The sequence below is a fragment of the Okeania sp. SIO2F5 genome, assembly GCF_010692685.1.
GTDB lineage: Bacteria > Cyanobacteriota > Cyanobacteriia > Cyanobacteriales > Microcoleaceae > Okeania > Okeania hirsuta.
Map to the genome: position 1 here is coordinate 168362 of NZ_JAAHGU010000008.1, position 15408 is coordinate 183769.

The following is a 15408-nucleotide window of genomic DNA, read 5'->3' on the forward strand; positions in this document are numbered from 1 at the left end:
ACTATAAGGAAGAAAGAAAAAGTAGAGATTTACCCAGTTTTTATACAAACGATATCAATGGACATGATATGATCGATAAATTGATTTAGAAGCTGAGAAAGCTAAAGCAGAGAAAAAGTATTTTATTTCCTCTGCCTCTTGTTCTATTTCTTTACAGGGTTATTGACATCCTCACTCGTTAAATCGCTCGATTATAACGAGGAATTCCCAAACCTCATGATTTAGGTTTACTGCTTGAGTGGCACTTATCTAGATTGTTTCCAACCCCCGACAGTGCGCCTACACAGTCAATTTGTTGAACCACTATCTGTAAAGGCGGCAGTAACACCTCAATGACAAATCACTTTTGCAACTGACACATGACGCATTATTTCGTGATTATAACATAATTCGGTAGTGGTGTACAAGTAGCAATCTTCTTAAAAAAATTAAGTGGGCAAGCAAATACTATTCCGATAAAACGATTGAATTAGATATATTTTCTCTTGCCTTTTGCCAGATGAGTGGTGTTAAGTTAGACTCTTGCAAATCAAGGTCAGTATCTGTTTTTATTTTGGTCACGATTCACCTTCCGGTAAATCTAAGATTATACCGAGAGTCCTCTCGCTCCATTTTAGATAGGTTTTGATAAACTCCCGACGCTACACTTGAGCAACAACGCGGGATTATTCAACCCGCAGAAGAGTTGCAGCTTGTATAGAGGTAATGTCTTCCCCCTATGCCCATTAGTATTCCATATTATGGCTCTCCCATAGGGCCTTGAATCAAATATTATAGGGTGGGGACTTTCCGCCAGAAAAGTTAACTAGCTAAATAATCATTCATATCTTGTTTTCTTTTACGAAGTTTACTTAGAGCTTCTCTTTCTATTTGTCGTACTCTTTCACGACTAATATTTAGGCGATCGCCAATTTTTGAGAGAGTCATACTTTGTCCATCCTCTAAGCCAAATCTTAAGGCCAAAACTTGCTTTTGTTGGGGAGTCAGGTCAGTCATAATTGATTCTAAATCACTACGCATGGAAGATTGGAGAGCATAATCTTCTGGAGAAGCTCCTGTATCTTCAAGTAGGTCTCCTAACTCCGTATCTTGATTGTCCCCTACTCGTAAATCTAGTGACAGAGGTAAGCGAGCGCGTTCCAAACATTCACGAATTTGTTTTGGAGTGAAACCTAGTTCTTCTGCTAGTTCATGGGTAGTGGCAGAGCGTCCTAACTCTTGAGTTAGTTGGCGTTGGGCTTTTTTGATCTTATTCAGCTTTTCTGTAATGTGAATCGGCAAACGAATTGTACGACCTTTTTCTGCTATGGCCCTAGTTATGGCCTGGCGAATCCACCAATAAGCATAAGTGGAAAATCTATAACCCTTGGTAGGGTCAAATTTTTCTACCCCTCTCTGCATACCGATAGTGCCTTCCTGTATTAAGTCAAGCAAATCTACATTTCGTTTGATATACTTTTTAGCAACAGATACTACCAATCGTAGATTGGCCTCGACCATTTTTCGTTTTGCTCTTTCACCTTCGCGAATAATTCGTTGCAATTCATAAGTCGATAATCTTGTTGCCTCAGCCCATTCTGCTATTGTCGGTTTGCGGCCTAAACTTTCGGTGAGGGTCTTATTTACTTCATGCAAAGCTGTGAAGCGTTGTACTTGTTTTCCATAAAGAATTTCTTCTTCATGGGTTAATAGGGGGACACGGCCAATTTCTCTGAGGTAAGTGCGTACAGAATCGGTGTCTGAGGTTTTTGTCTTCATAACTCTTCTCCCGCTAGATATCTCTACTGATAGGGTTTTGAGCGCCCTGTTTTGAGTTAGCAAGAAAAGCGGGCGGGTATTGCGCTTTCCTTGGATTTTTTTTAAGAAGTTTGTTCTATGGCCATTTGATATAATTAATTTGGCCTACAGAAATTCTAAATTATAAATTTGATATTTCTGAGATTTTAGATCTGGTCAAAAAACCAAATTATCTTTTATCTTTTGAATCTATTTGTAAGAATTTGTGGACAATAAAAGAAGTTTTACTATTTTTTGAGAATTTAGATTAGATTTTGACTAAGATTCAAGTGCTTTAGTACAGAATCCAGATTGGATTGGCCTAAAGTACAGCTTTTTCGTTTCTTATCTATTCAGATAATTATGATGGCCTTTACACTACTCAATACTATGTTAAGAATGTTAACATTTATTACGTCTTATGGCTATACCTATAAGGATGATTTTTCAGATGAATGAGTTTAATTACCTAAATTAGTTAAATTATCTATAAGAGGGTACTCATAAATTCTTAAAAAAATTGCATCCTGCACAACAAAATCACAAAAATTTTGCAAAAATACTTAAACAAGGTCAAAAAAAGAGTATATGAAGTATATTTACTTGACTTTTGACTTTCAATTTTAAACTTTTGACTATCTTGAGTATGTCTTTAATTCTGTTTGCATAACATTTCGCAGCGAAATGTTTGCTCAGAATTACTTACTCGTTTTTGGCTTCCGCGAAGCGGTTGAGTTACTTAATATATGACTTATTGCCTTGGTATTATTACTGAATCTGGTATTGTAATGGCCTCTGACTCTCGTACTAATGCGGGAGTAGACTATATTTCCACTTACCTGAAGCTATTTGATTTTTCTCTGACTGGAGAGCGGGTTATCCTCATCAGCACTTCTGGAAATTTGTCAATTACTCAAGGAGTAATCACTGAACTAAAAAAAAGACTTCAAGATTTCTGAGGATACTAATCTTCATACTATTCCTACCCTTTACGAAATTGCTCGCTATATTGGGAGTAAAATTCGACAGATTCAAGAAAAAGACCGCTCTTGGCTACAAAAGGATCGAATTGACACTGGATGCAGTATATTACTAGGGGGTCAAATTAAAGGACAAGATCCTGAATTATTTTTGATTTATTCTCAAGGGAATTGTATTTCTGCTACAAAAGAAACACCTTTTCTACAAATAGGTGAGACTAAGTATGGCAAACCAATTTTAGACCGTGCTTTAAGTTTTTATACTTTTTTAGAAGCTGCTGCTAAATGTGCTTTAGTTTCTCTAGATTCTACAATGAAATCTAATCTTTCTGTGGGACCTCCGATTAATTTGGTGATGTATGAAAAGGATAGTTTTCAAATTCGGCATCGCCTGCAAATGCGTCTGGGCGATCCTTATTTAGCTAAAGTGCGAAAGTTATGGGAGGAGTTTATCAAACAAGTTCTTGATGAAATGCCAGATTTAAACTGATTACATGATTCTCAAGAATCTCAGGAAGATATTTTGATTGATTGAACAACACAAGAGAGTGGAGGAGTGGGGGAGTGGGGGCGAACGGCCGTTTGCCCGTAGGAGTACAGGAGTCAGGGAGTGGGGGAGTGGGGGAGAAATAAACATCAGAATTACCACTTACACAGTACAACGTATTTCCGGAATGCTCCGCAAACGAGAACATCTCAAAAAAAATCTGCTGAAAGCTGTTTGCGCAGCATTCCGCAGGAAAAGCTGAACGCTGAGGTGCTTCTTTAATAATTTAAATGCTACCTAAGTTAAGCATTAATTCATGGTAATTGGTATAAATTAATCGAATTAAGCGATCGCGCAAGTAGAACAGAATTCTATCCCTCTAATATAGTTTCACCCCCATCGCGGAGTGTCTTTTTGGACGATAAATCTTGATCGTTGGTAAAAAAATTTAGATGCGTTGTAATACTACAAGAACTTGGTTAGGACATTTTTCAATCCTAAAATCCTTTTACAGTTTGTGATTCCCTATTCCCTGATCCCTACTCCCTAGCGCGTAGGGCTATAATTTTTCAGTTTTCCCCATTTGTGGTTGTCAATAGTATAGTTAGAAAGAATTGGTTAGGACATAGACTAATGACGAATCTTAGACTAGAAAATTTTTTTCCAACTGTCCCCTGTTCCCTGTTCCCTGTTCCCTGCTATACAATGTAACGGTTGTTTTAATTTTATTATAGAGTGTGATTGAACGTTACACCTTGCCCGAAATGGGTGAACTTTGGACTGAGAATGCCAAGCTAAAAACTTGGTTACAAGTAGAAATAGCTGTCTGTGAAGCTCAGGCAGAACTTGGGTATATACCTGCTGAGGCAGTAGAAGAAATCAAGGCCAAGGCTAATTTTGACCCAAAGCGGGTTCTCGAAATTGAGGCAGAAGTCCGCCATGATGTGATTGCTTTCTTGACAAATGTGAATGAGTATGTTGGTGATGTTGGGCGGTATATTCACTTAGGGTTGACAAGTTCTGACGTTTTGGATACTGCATTAGCATTACAGATGGTTGCGAGTCTGGATCTGTTGTTGTCATGTGTTGAAGAGTTGGGACAAGCAATTCGCTATCAGGCACAACAGCATCGGGAAACTGTGATGGTAGGTCGTTCCCATGGTATTCATGCGGAACCTATAACTTTTGGTTTTAAGTTGGCAGGATGGTTGGCAGAAGTTTGTCGCAACCGCCAGAGATTGGTAAAAATGCGTGATAATATTGCTGTGGGTAAGATTTCTGGAGCAGTGGGAACCTATGCAAATATTGACCCACGAGTTGAGGCGATCGCCTGCCAAAAACTCGGACTTCAACCGGATACTGCATCTACTCAGGTAATTTCACGCGATCGCCATGCTGAGTATGTGCAAATTTTAGCGTTGCTCACTGCTTCTATAGAACGTTTTGCTGTAGAAGTTCGTAACCTTCAACGTACCGATGTTTTAGAGGTTGAGGAATATTTTTCTAAGCGTCAAAAAGGCTCGAGCGCCATGCCCCACAAACGCAACCCCATTCGTTCGGAAAGGTTAACGGGAATGGCGAGAATTGTGCGGGGTCATGCCGTTGCCGCTTTGGAAAATGTTGCTCTCTGGCACGAACGAGATATTTCCCATAGTTCTGTTGAAAGAGTGATTTTGCCGGATGCTTGCATTTTAACTCATTTTATGCTCAAAGAAACTACTAATTTAGTCAAAAATTTGTTAGTTTACCCAGAAAACATGAAGCGAAATATGAATGTTTATGGAGGGGTAATTTTTAGTCAGCGAGTGCTTTTGGCATTAGTAGAAAAAGGCATGATTCGAGAGGATGCTTATCAAATTGTTCAGTCTTGCGCCCATCAAGCTTGGAATCAACCAAATGGTAATTTTCAGGATTTAATTTGCAAAAATGAAGAAATTAAAAGTAAGTTATCTGAGGCAGAAATTGCAGCTTGTTTTGACCCGAAACATCATTTAAAACATTTGGATGATGTGTATCAAAGATTAGGTATTTGAAGTTCAATTTTGAGTATGTAGAGATTTTTTTCCTTGATAGTGACTTTCAAATGTTGAGCGATCGAGATAAAATACACCAAGAAAATACTTGGCTGTTTTTACAAGTTAGGTTGAATTATTGAAGCTATAACTTACTTATTTATTCATACCAAATTTAACGCTATAATTTGGTAAAATTGTTTTTGGTTCTGAATTAATCAGTAATTCCAATTAAGAATTTCGGTAGCTCCTAAACTGAAGTTTCTATAAGAAAAAATCTCAATTTGTAGTTCCGCTAACTGCACCCAATTAAAGTAAGACCGGGTTGAGCGGAACTATGAGTTTGGTGATAATTAGTAAAAATTAATCACGCGCTAATCACGAAACTAATGCTCCAACAGCAACTGGTGGTGCTACTACTGCAACTATTGGAGCGATCGCTAATGCTTTACCAAGCTTACCTATTAGTAGACTAATAAGCTTAAAAATGTAGGTTGGGTTGAGCGGTAGCAAAACCCAACAAAAAGTTACTGGTTTTGAGTTTGTCTGAATCATGAGATTATTTTAGATATTCGCTATGCCACTACAAATAATTTCCTCAACCAAAAATTATACCCTGTAGCAAAATGTGCTTGAAGAAAAGAAGTAGCAGAAAAATTATCACAAGTCCAGGCAGATTTAAAAATAATAGGATTAGGTTTAAAAGTTTATGATTGCTATCGACCTCTATCAGTGACAAAAAAGATGTGGGAAGTTTTGCCAGATTCTTGTTATTTTGCTAATCCTGAGAAAGGTTCTCGACATAATCGTGGTGCTGCAGTTGTCGTCTGCTTCTACTTGTTCCTCAATGATGCAAGTTGACCAGTTTCATAACGTGATGGCAGGTACGAGTATGGCAACGCCGTTTATTACTGGGTTGGTAGCGTTACTGTTGGAAAAGGAGCCGCAGTTAACCCCTGAAGAAATTAAGCAACGTTTGCATTCAAGTAGTTTTATTCCTGGAAAACCTGTTGGCAGTTTCGACCCAAAATGGGGTTTTGGTTTGATCGATGCTGAAAAATTATTGACGTTGGTGAATTAGTGTATGATATTAATCTTAATTATTTTAGGAGTCAACTCACCCCTCGCCCCTCCCCCTCCCAGGAGGGAAATTCAGGAGTCAGGAGTCAGGAGGCATCGAAGGAAGAGAATTGAGAAAGATTTAGCAATGACTAAAGATATAGCAGTATGCGCTAGTATATTCACAAATTGCAGGAACTACCCAATAGATAAAAGTCTGATATAACTCCTAAGAAATAGCCTAGCTATTTGCTGATAGTATTTCTCACAAACATCGATCGTGCTTGTTATTACTAATGATATTAAATCCGGTTGAATACTTATCATATATTTGGGAGTGGGGAGTAGGAGAGTAGGGGCGAATGGCATTAGCGAACGCTCTCAGTAGATTTAGTATCCGTGCAGAGGATCGGTTTTTCCCAGGCTGCTATTAAACAAATGGACATGATATAAGTCCTAAAATATGTTTAAGAACTTATTAAGAATCTATATCAATAAAATTAAGGTTATGTTAGGTGATTTTTTGAATAAATTATAAATAATATCACCCATAAAAAAAAGGATTGTGCATGATGAACATTTCTTGCTACTAGGACTACTAAACTAATTGTTTCTTATATATCTCCTAGATTTTCCTGCTATTTCTTACTTGCTCTCCAACCCCAACTCAATTGATGTAACAGATACCCCTTAATAAAACTTCATATTTTATTGTTGATAAAAAATATTAATTGTGTTCAAATAAAATTATTGATAATAAAGCTCAATTATAGTAGTCCTATTTCCGCTATGTAGAAAATATCCAACAGAGCAAAGGTATAAGGAATAATCATCATCAAAATTTTTATTCTACTTTGGGATTTTTACAAATTATTTAGGACTGCTATAGAGCCTTCTTTAACTGATCTTCATCAGACTGAGGACCAAATCTCTATGCAAACACTTGGCAATGAAGAAAGCAGCACCATGTCTACAACTAACGACAGTGGAGTTTTCTGGACACCTGTTTGGCGATCGCTAGGCTGGTATGTTGAGGCCACTGAAGAAGAAGGTGCAGCTTTATTAGGAGGTAATATCAGGTTCAAAGACCTCTCTGGGCAATTACTAGGTGCCCATGTAGCCCATGCTGGTTTAATCATGCTGTGGGCAGGTGCCATGACACTGTTTGAGCTATCTCAGTTTGACCCCAGCGTACCAATGTACGAGCAAAAACTAATATTACTACCTCATCTAGCAACATTAGGTATTGGTATCGAAGCAGGGGTACAAACAATCGACACCTATCCCTACTATGTCATCGGTATGCTGCATCTCATCAGTTCTGCTGTTTTGGGAGCAGGAGGTATCTACCATGCAGTTTTAGGGCCGAAACAGCTTGATGAGAAAGGTTTTGGCTACGACTGGGAAGATGGCAACAAGATGACTACTATTTTGGGTATTCATCTAGTGCTGTTGGGGGTTGGAGCATCACTATTAGTCATTAAAGCAGTGATTTTAGGTGGTATTTACGACCCACTAATAGAACAAGTAAGGTTAATACAGCCTAATCTCGATCCCGTGAGAATTTTCGGTTATCTGTTTGGCTTTAGTCCTAATGGTTGGACAATTACTGGCATGGCTAGCGTAGATAATCTCGAAGATGTAATAGGCGGTCATGTTTGGGTCAGCCTACTCTGTATTGGAGGAGGTCTCTTTCACATTATTTCCAAACCTACAGGTTGGGCAAAAAAAATACTAATCTGGTCGGGAGAAGCTTACTTGTCCTACAGTTTAGGGGCACTTGCGATCGCAGGATTTAGCGTAGCTGTCTTTGTCTCCACTAACGAAATTGTTTATCCTAGCGTGTTTTACGGTCCTATTGGCAGCGACTCTGTGCGTTCTGCTCTTGCTAGCGTTCATGCTGGATTAGGTTTTTTAGCTTTGGTCGGACACTTATGGCACGCTTATCGAGCGCGAGCTGCTACTCGTAAAGTATTTTATGGAACCTTCTTTGACTTTATGGCTAAGAATGTCACACCTATTACACCTGCATGAACATGAAGTCAAAATCTAAGTTCAATCACTAATAAGAAGGAGAACAACAGCAATGACTGTAGTAACTGATGAGAATCTGCAAATCCCTTGGCGGGCAGGTAATGCTCGGCTTGTTGATCTATCCGGCAAGCTATTGGGCGCTCATGTAGCCCATGCCGGTCTAATTGTACTCTGGGCTGGAGCTATTACTTTGTTTGAAGTTGCCAACTTTGAACCCTCCCTACCGATGTACGAGCAGGGCTTAATTGTACTACCTAATCTAGCCCGCTTGGGAATTGGGGTTGGTGAAGGAGGTGCCGTTGTGGATACTTACCCCTACTTCGTGATTGGGGCACTGCATTTGATTAGTTCAGCATTTTTGGGAGCAGGTGGAATGTTCCATGCTCTCAGAGGTCCTGCCAAGCTAGAGGGTACATTTTCCTTCTTTGGCTATAGCTGGGATAATCCAGGTAAAATGACAACTATCCTGGGTATACATCTAATGCTATTGGGAATCGGAGCCTTCTTACTTGTGGCAAAGGCGATGGCATTTGGAGGATTATACGATCCAGTAGTTCAAAATGTAAGAGTCATATCAGATCCCACTCTAAATCCGATTACCATTTTCGGCTACTTATTTGGTACAGAAGGGAAATTCTGGCTTGCTGGTGTCAACTCTCTAGAGGATGTAGTAGGCGGTCATATATGGATTGGTGCTATCTGCATTTTGGGTGGTATCTGGCATATTCGCACCGTACCCTTTACCTGGGCTAAAGGCTTATTTGTCTGGTCTGGAGAAGCATATTTGTCTTACAGTATTGGCGCAGTTAGCTTAATGGCATTTATAGCAACATTGTTTGTGTCTGTTAACTCTCTAGTATTTCCCACAGAATTTTTCGGACCAACTTTGACTCTGGTGTTCGATCGCTTTCCTGTGTTTGTTAGCTCTGATGGGGCCTTGACTGCAAGAGTATGGTTAGCTAATGCCCACTTCTGGTTAGGATTTTTCTTCCTGCAAGGACATTTATTCCACGCCCTACGTGCAGCAGGCTATAGCTTCATCGAAGGCAGAGTAGTCACATTTACAAGAGGTCAAGTAAGCTAGTTATGACTGTCACTAAATCAAATCCATTAAGGTTTTTAGGCTTTTCGACAGATGATAATATTGATGTTACGAACTATGTTGGAGATTCCCAAGAACCCTATTCCTGGTGGGCTGGTAATTTTCGCTTTGTTAACCTGTCTGGAAAGTTATTGGGAGCGCACATTGCTCATGCAGGGTTGATTGTACTCTGGGCTGGAGCAATGACTCTGTTTGAGCTATCACAATTCGACCCTAGCCTTCCCATGTACGACCAAGGGCTGATTTTGCTGCCCCATTTGGCGACTCTGGGTATAGGGGTTGGAGCCAATGGTGAAATTATTGATACTTATCCCTACTTGGCTATTGGTGTTGTCCATCTGGTTAGTTCAGCAATTCTAGGCGCTGGTGGGATTTACCATGCCGTGCTTGGACCTGACAAACTTGATGAAAAAGGGTTTGGCTACAACTGGGAAGATGGCAAAAAAATGACTACTATCCTTGGTATTCATCTTCTGCTATTAGGGATGGGAGCATTTTTGCTAGTAGTCAAAGCTATGTATTTTGATGGTTTGTATGACCCGGCAGTAGCTGATGTGAGACTGATTACTCAACCTACTCTCAACCCACAGACTATCTTCGGTTACCTAGTAGGTATTACTCCTGACGGTTGGACTCTGAAGGGTATGGCTGCTGTCAACTCTCTAGAAGATGTGGTGGGCGGTCATATATGGATTGGTAGCATCTGTATTCTAGGTGGTATCTGGCATATTACTACTGCTCCTACTAAATGGGCTAAGGGCTTATTTGTCTGGTCGGGAGAAGCATATCTTGCTTATAGTCAGGCAGCTCTGGCTTATATGGGCTTTTTCGCAGCCTACTTTGTCTGGGTGAATGATACAGTCTATCCTTCAGTATTTTATGGTCCTGTAGGTGTGACTAATGTTGATGGTACAATCACTCCTCGTACCTGGCTGATGTTGTTCCAACTCATCTTTGCCTGTCTACTGTGGGCTGGCCACTTCTGGCATGGTCTCAGAGCTAGAGCGATCGCTAGTGGATTTGTCTTCAGTAATCTGAAATTCAATCCTGGTGCCCTCTATGGAGACACTCAGTTTAATAACGAATCTCTAGTTACTGGTATTGTACAGCCTTTCCAGAACAATCCTCAATTGGGTAATTTGGCAACCCCAATTAATTCCAGTCAGCTTACCATAACTTGGGTTAAGAACTTGCCAATTTACCGCAATGGTTTATCTCCTATTGCACGGGGTCTAGAAATTGGCATGGCTCATGGCTACCTATTATTAGGGCCTTTTCTCAAGCTCGGACCATTGCGTAACACCGACCAAGCTCTTCTGGCTGGAGGTGGTAGTGCATCTGGCTTAGTAGTGATTTTAAGTATCTGTCTGTTTGTTTATGGGGCGGTAGTGTTTCAAGGTTCTAGAGAACCAAGAGGCGTTTTACCGGAGAACCTACAAACTTATCAGGAATGGAGTTTGTTTACCTCTGGTTTTCTCATTGGAGGACTAGGCGGTGTAGTTTTTGCCTGCTTTATCCTTATAGAAATCGGGCGAGCGGGAATTTTGTAACTTTGTTTGCTTGAGCAGGGGAAGAAGGGCAGAAGTTAATATTCCTAATTTTTATCAGGAAAGGCAGAAGGCAGGAGGCAGTAGGCAGAAGGGAATTCTGACTCGCCTGTTACCTTTAGGGAACAAGGGTATAAAAACCCCATCCAATTGTTCCTTCTGCCCTCTGCTCTCAGCATAGCTGCCTTAGTTCATCGGAGATTTACTATGTTTCCTGCTCTATAAAACTGACACAAAGCGTCACATAACGTGACAAATTGATGTTTACTTCCTGCTTCTTGTGAGGCCGTCGGCGGTTACTCATCCACAGGCATTGACGGTCAAGCCAACCGCATCTGTTGAGTCTATACCTACATTTAAGTCTTTGTCAATCAACATCAGAAAAAATCCTCAAACCCTGACTGCGCCCTTCCTAGTAGGGAGCGGGATTTCTTCTGAGGTCTATGTCTATATAGATAGACTGCCAGAAATGTTTAAGTCGCGATTAGTGCAGAAGATACAAAGCGTCACCATCGTTACTACTTGCGTGTGAGAACTAGCGTATTATTTCGGTAAATTGCGCAAATTGTTAACTAAGTCGAAACTCTCCTGCTTCAGTTAACAGCTCAAATATGTTTTGACAACTCTATGACCTAGAAGTTGTTTGTAAATAATTATTTTGTAAATAATTATAAAGTTTTTTTACTCCTCACTAATTATAAATCTCCGATAATTAATCTCAAACCCTTGTACTACTTGGGCAAAAACTTCACTTCTGGAGATGTATATTGAGTATTTCAGAGTACAAAGTTTGGAATAAATAACTAAATTAAAGGTGTTCCTTTACCTTACAAAAATTTACAAACAGTCTCTTTGGAATTTTTAGGTAATTCACTCTATGATATAGTCGAATCTTATAATTTTTAGTTTTTACAGGATTTTATCAATGACAATTCCTTTAATGTACTACCCACTCTCTAGTCAAAACCATCGTGTTCAAAGATTTGATGTCCCTGGAGATGAATATCCTATACAATACACTTTAGAGAACCTGCCTACTGCTACAGAGATGGATGAGATTATCTGGGCAGCCTATAGGCAAATTTTCAATGAGCAGCAAATTATCGCAGCTCATCGACAGGTTGCTCTGGAGTCTCAACTGCGCAATGGTCAGATCACAATGAAAGATTTCATTCAAGGTTTGTTACTTTCTGAGTCATTCCGGCGACTGATCTATGATGGCAATAGTAACTATCGTTGTGTTGAGCTTTGTATTCAAAGGGTTTTAGGACGCCCTGTCTATAACAATCAAGAGAAACTTGCCTGGTCTATTGTATTGGCAACAAAAGGACTTCAGGGTTTTGTCAATGACCTGTTAAATAGCGAAGAATATGACAAGCACTTTGGCTATAACTCTGTTCCCTACCAACGTTGCCGAATTTTACCTCAACGCACTCAGGGAGAGCTGCCTTTTGCTCGGATGGCTCGTTATGACAGCTATTACCTAAAGCAGTTATATAAAACAGGGCAACTCAGAAAATATCCTCAAGGTGTGGTAGACCCCAGCGCTAATGTTTATCGCAAAGCTCTATTATTTGTGGGAATACTCTCTATAGCAGTGTTATTAGTGACTCTGACTCTAGTACTTTCGCCCAAATAATATCAATAATCGGGACTTACGCAAAAGATGAAATCATACACCATCTGTAGTGAAAAATTGTACTTAACCTCTACTATATGTGGTATTTATGCGTAAGTCCTGTAATAAATGTAACATTATGACAAACATCACAAAAACTTACATATCTACTTCACTCGATCAACACCAAAAAATCACGGTTGGTTGTACCATTAATCACTACCAAATCAGGAAAAAGAGTGGATGATTAAAATATAGAATTTAAGATTAATCTTAATGCTTCAAATTAACTTACTTCCCGGTGCAATCAACGAAATTATGGCTTCTGCTGCCAAAAGTGGCTTTCTCACAAAATTAGACTGCTATGGCCTCATGGCTGCTGTATTAGACGATTCTCTAAGCACAGAAGATCGTTCTACTGTTAAGCGACTTTCATATTTTGTACTCAGAGGATGGGTACGAGTAGAGTAGACATAGAGTTGGCGATCGATACTTTGTTTAAATGTTATGCCTCAACAAATTCATCAGGAAATGCTTACCTTCTTCCTTCTTCCTTCTTTTCCTAAAACAAAAAAATCATCCGAATAATTCCCACAGTAATAGTTTCATTATCCTCGTCATGTTCGGGATTAATAACTACTAAAACTCCCGGATTAATTGAAATATTGTCATTAATTTGATAACGATAAAAACCCTCCAAATGCCAAGCTGTATCATCATCATCTGGACCATTATCAGTATCAGTTACTTTAGGTGGATTTCCAATTACAAAACCAAGCAAACTTCCCTGTTTACCTAAGTCAGTAAATCCGAAAGTAACCGCCCAATTAAAAATAGTTGCTTCATCTCCTTCCTTAACCATACCAACAGATTTTTCAGCATCAGCAAAACTCCATCCAGTCCAACCGGAAACTGTAAAATTATTCAAAGCACGCCAACTTCCTTGAATACCTAAATGATCTGCGGAAGTGGGAACTAAATTACCAAAAGGTGCATTTGCTCTTCTACTACCTGTTGCTGCTGAGACAAATAACTTCCTTTTTGGATAGTAAGAACGGACATAAGTAACGCCAAAACGGAGGCGATCGCTTGGTCGAATATCTAGTTGTGCTAAACCTGCATTACTACCATTAAAAAATCCATTACTTTCGCTTGGGTTTTCCGGGTCTCTTGCTAAATATCCTAATGATAAAGTTACGGATTTATTAATATTATAAACAACTGTTACTCCAGCACCTCGTGCCCCTTGGGCATAGATAGGATTGAAGCGTCCAAACCTAGAAATTGCCCCTGATATTCTATTTGCAAAAAGTCTGTTGAAGTTATCAGAAACATTCATATTATACCTACCGCCAATAGCGTCAATATGAACTCTAAATTTTTTCCCAATGGGAAAACGATAGAATAATTTCCCAATATCAACAGTATTATTAGTATTTCTTTGAAATGCTAAACGAGTCATATTTATTCCAGTTATTGGCACTCCATAGGCAACAGTATCCAGAGCATCCAAACGAGTTCTAAATAAGTCTCGTCCTGTAAAGCTAGTATTAAAATTCAAACTTACTCGATTATTTAAAACAGTATTATCTTCTAAACTACCACCCCCAGCTTTCTCTTCTCCAAAGACATTACTAATAGCAAATACAATTTCTCCACCTAGTTTAGTTGTGCTAGAAAACTGATTTGCTTCTAGTTCTGTAGTCCGTGCTTCTAGAGCATCTATTCTGCCTTGAATTTCTGCAAGTTCGACAGCAAAATCTTCTTGTAAACGTTGTAAAACTGCTAAATCATCTTTAGTTACTAAGTCTGCTGTAGAGGCAGCAATTAATTCGGTAATTCTGTCTAAACAAGCATTTAAACCTGCGGCAAATTCATAGCGAGTCATAGGACGATTACCACGATAACTACTATCGGGATAACCAACAATACAACCGTAACGTTCTACTAAAGATTGTAATGCTTGAAATGCCCAATCTGTGGGTTGAACATCTGATAATTGAGATACAGAAGTAACTTGACCCATTGAGTCTGTATTTTGCTCAAGTTGATTTGGTTTAACGATAATTGCATCTTTAGCAACCGGAGTTATATTTGGTTTTGATGATTCTTTTTCTAATGTTTTTATTTCAGAATTTATTTGTGTATATTTAATTTCATTTGCTTGAGTTACAGCACAAAATATTACGGTGTTACAGAATATTAAGAAAAGACAATTAAATAAAATTTTTGACATATTTAACTCCTTTTTAACTCCTTAAAAAAATTAAATTTATTACTAATAAAATTCTCAAATATATACCACATAGGGATTTCTATTTCGACGCTTACGGAAATGGAGAGTATGATTACCAAACCCCTAGATAAAACTGTGTTTTAATTTTTATTCTGTTAAAATAGAAGTAATTATTCATTACTAATTGCTGATAGCTGACTGCTAATAGCTGTTTGCGCAACATTCCGCAGGAAATGCTTACCCATAATAAAATTCATCATCGGGCAAACTTCCAGCAAAAAGTTTAGGATTTTGCTCCAATAAACGAGAATACCAAAACTCTAAATCCTCTTTTGCATCCTTAGCACTGACCATTTCTAATGGCGTATATCCCAGAGATTTTTTAATAACAGGAGCTTTCAAACCTAGATATTTTGCTCCCAAAGCAGCAGCATCATCAGGATTTTTTTGAGACCAATTTACCGCTTCAACTAATCCATTTTGAACAGTCTGAATTATATCGGGATATTGATCGATTTTGTGATACCAGCATCAATCTTGGGATTAAATAACATAAT

Annotated in this window: 13 protein-coding genes and 2 pseudogenes; 11 read left to right on the forward strand and 4 right to left on the reverse strand. The window is 38.9% G+C overall.

Features of this window, described 5'->3' with window-relative positions; all coding sequences use genetic code 11:
• Positions 1-801: 801 nt before the first annotated feature.
• A complete protein-coding gene (locus F6K27_RS05895) occupies positions 802-1758 on the reverse strand; it encodes an RNA polymerase sigma factor, RpoD/SigA family (RefSeq protein WP_287274455.1) in 957 nt (318 codons plus the stop codon).
• Positions 1759-2522: 764 nt separating this feature from the next.
• On the opposite strand from F6K27_RS05895, the pseudogene F6K27_RS05900 reads away from it, so the two are divergent.
• From F6K27_RS05900 to purB, 3 genes and pseudogenes are all read left to right on the forward strand, one after another.
• Positions 2523-3246, forward strand: a pseudogene (locus F6K27_RS05900) (peptidase).
• 37 nt (positions 3247-3283) lie between these two features.
• Positions 3284-3505, forward strand: coding sequence for a hypothetical protein (locus F6K27_RS05905; RefSeq protein ID WP_287242890.1), 222 nt, complete (start codon positions 3284-3286; stop codon positions 3503-3505).
• A 475-nt stretch (positions 3506-3980) separates the two neighbouring features.
• Complete coding sequence (gene purB, locus F6K27_RS05910) at positions 3981-5276, forward strand: adenylosuccinate lyase (protein WP_287274456.1); 1296 nt, start codon at positions 3981-3983, stop codon at positions 5274-5276.
• Positions 5277-5633: 357 nt separating this feature from the next.
• Here purB and F6K27_RS05915 read toward each other — a convergent pair whose 3' ends face one another.
• Positions 5634-5810 (reverse strand): hypothetical protein, encoded by a 177-nt coding sequence (locus tag F6K27_RS05915; protein WP_287274458.1) that lies wholly within the window; start codon positions 5808-5810, stop codon positions 5634-5636.
• Between F6K27_RS05915 and F6K27_RS05920 the strand changes: the two are divergent.
• The 8 genes and pseudogenes from F6K27_RS05920 to F6K27_RS05955 all read left to right on the forward strand — a co-directional run.
• Positions 5802-6077, forward strand: a pseudogene (locus F6K27_RS05920) (M15 family metallopeptidase); the annotation flags it as partial. The gene F6K27_RS05915 and the pseudogene F6K27_RS05920 sit on opposite strands and share 9 nt — an antisense overlap.
• A 28-nt stretch (positions 6078-6105) precedes the next feature.
• Complete coding sequence (locus tag F6K27_RS05925; protein WP_275670335.1) at positions 6106-6336, forward strand: S8 family serine peptidase; 231 nt, start codon at positions 6106-6108, stop codon at positions 6334-6336.
• 3 nt (positions 6337-6339) lie between these two features.
• Positions 6340-6540, forward strand: coding sequence for a hypothetical protein (locus tag F6K27_RS05930; protein ID WP_124144415.1), 201 nt, complete (start codon positions 6340-6342; stop codon positions 6538-6540).
• 707 nt (positions 6541-7247) lie between these two features.
• Entirely contained in the window at positions 7248-8348 is a 1101-nt protein-coding gene (locus tag F6K27_RS05935; protein WP_287274460.1) for a chlorophyll a/b binding light-harvesting protein, read from the forward strand.
• A 52-nt stretch (positions 8349-8400) separates the two neighbouring features.
• Positions 8401-9432: a chlorophyll a/b binding light-harvesting protein gene (locus F6K27_RS05940; RefSeq protein ID WP_287274461.1), complete on the forward strand. Its 1032-nt coding sequence runs from the start codon at positions 8401-8403 to the stop codon at positions 9430-9432.
• A 2-nt stretch (positions 9433-9434) separates the two neighbouring features.
• Positions 9435-11000, forward strand: coding sequence for a chlorophyll a/b binding light-harvesting protein (locus F6K27_RS05945; protein WP_287274463.1), 1566 nt, complete (start codon positions 9435-9437; stop codon positions 10998-11000).
• A gap of 922 nt (positions 11001-11922) precedes the next feature.
• Positions 11923-12636 (forward strand): phycobilisome rod-core linker polypeptide, encoded by a 714-nt coding sequence (locus F6K27_RS05950; RefSeq protein ID WP_287274464.1) that lies wholly within the window; start codon positions 11923-11925, stop codon positions 12634-12636.
• Between the two features lie 255 nt (positions 12637-12891).
• A complete protein-coding gene (locus F6K27_RS05955) occupies positions 12892-13086 on the forward strand; it encodes a hypothetical protein (RefSeq protein WP_124144420.1) in 195 nt (64 codons plus the stop codon).
• Positions 13087-13177: 91 nt separating this feature from the next.
• Here the strand turns inward: F6K27_RS05955 and F6K27_RS05960 are convergent, their stop codons facing one another.
• A complete protein-coding gene (locus F6K27_RS05960) occupies positions 13178-14851 on the reverse strand; it encodes an iron uptake porin (protein WP_287274466.1) in 1674 nt (557 codons plus the stop codon).
• Positions 14852-15088: 237 nt separating this feature from the next.
• Entirely contained in the window at positions 15089-15253 is a 165-nt protein-coding gene (locus tag F6K27_RS05965; protein ID WP_287274468.1) for a hypothetical protein, read from the reverse strand.
• Positions 15254-15408: the final 155 nt, after the last annotated feature.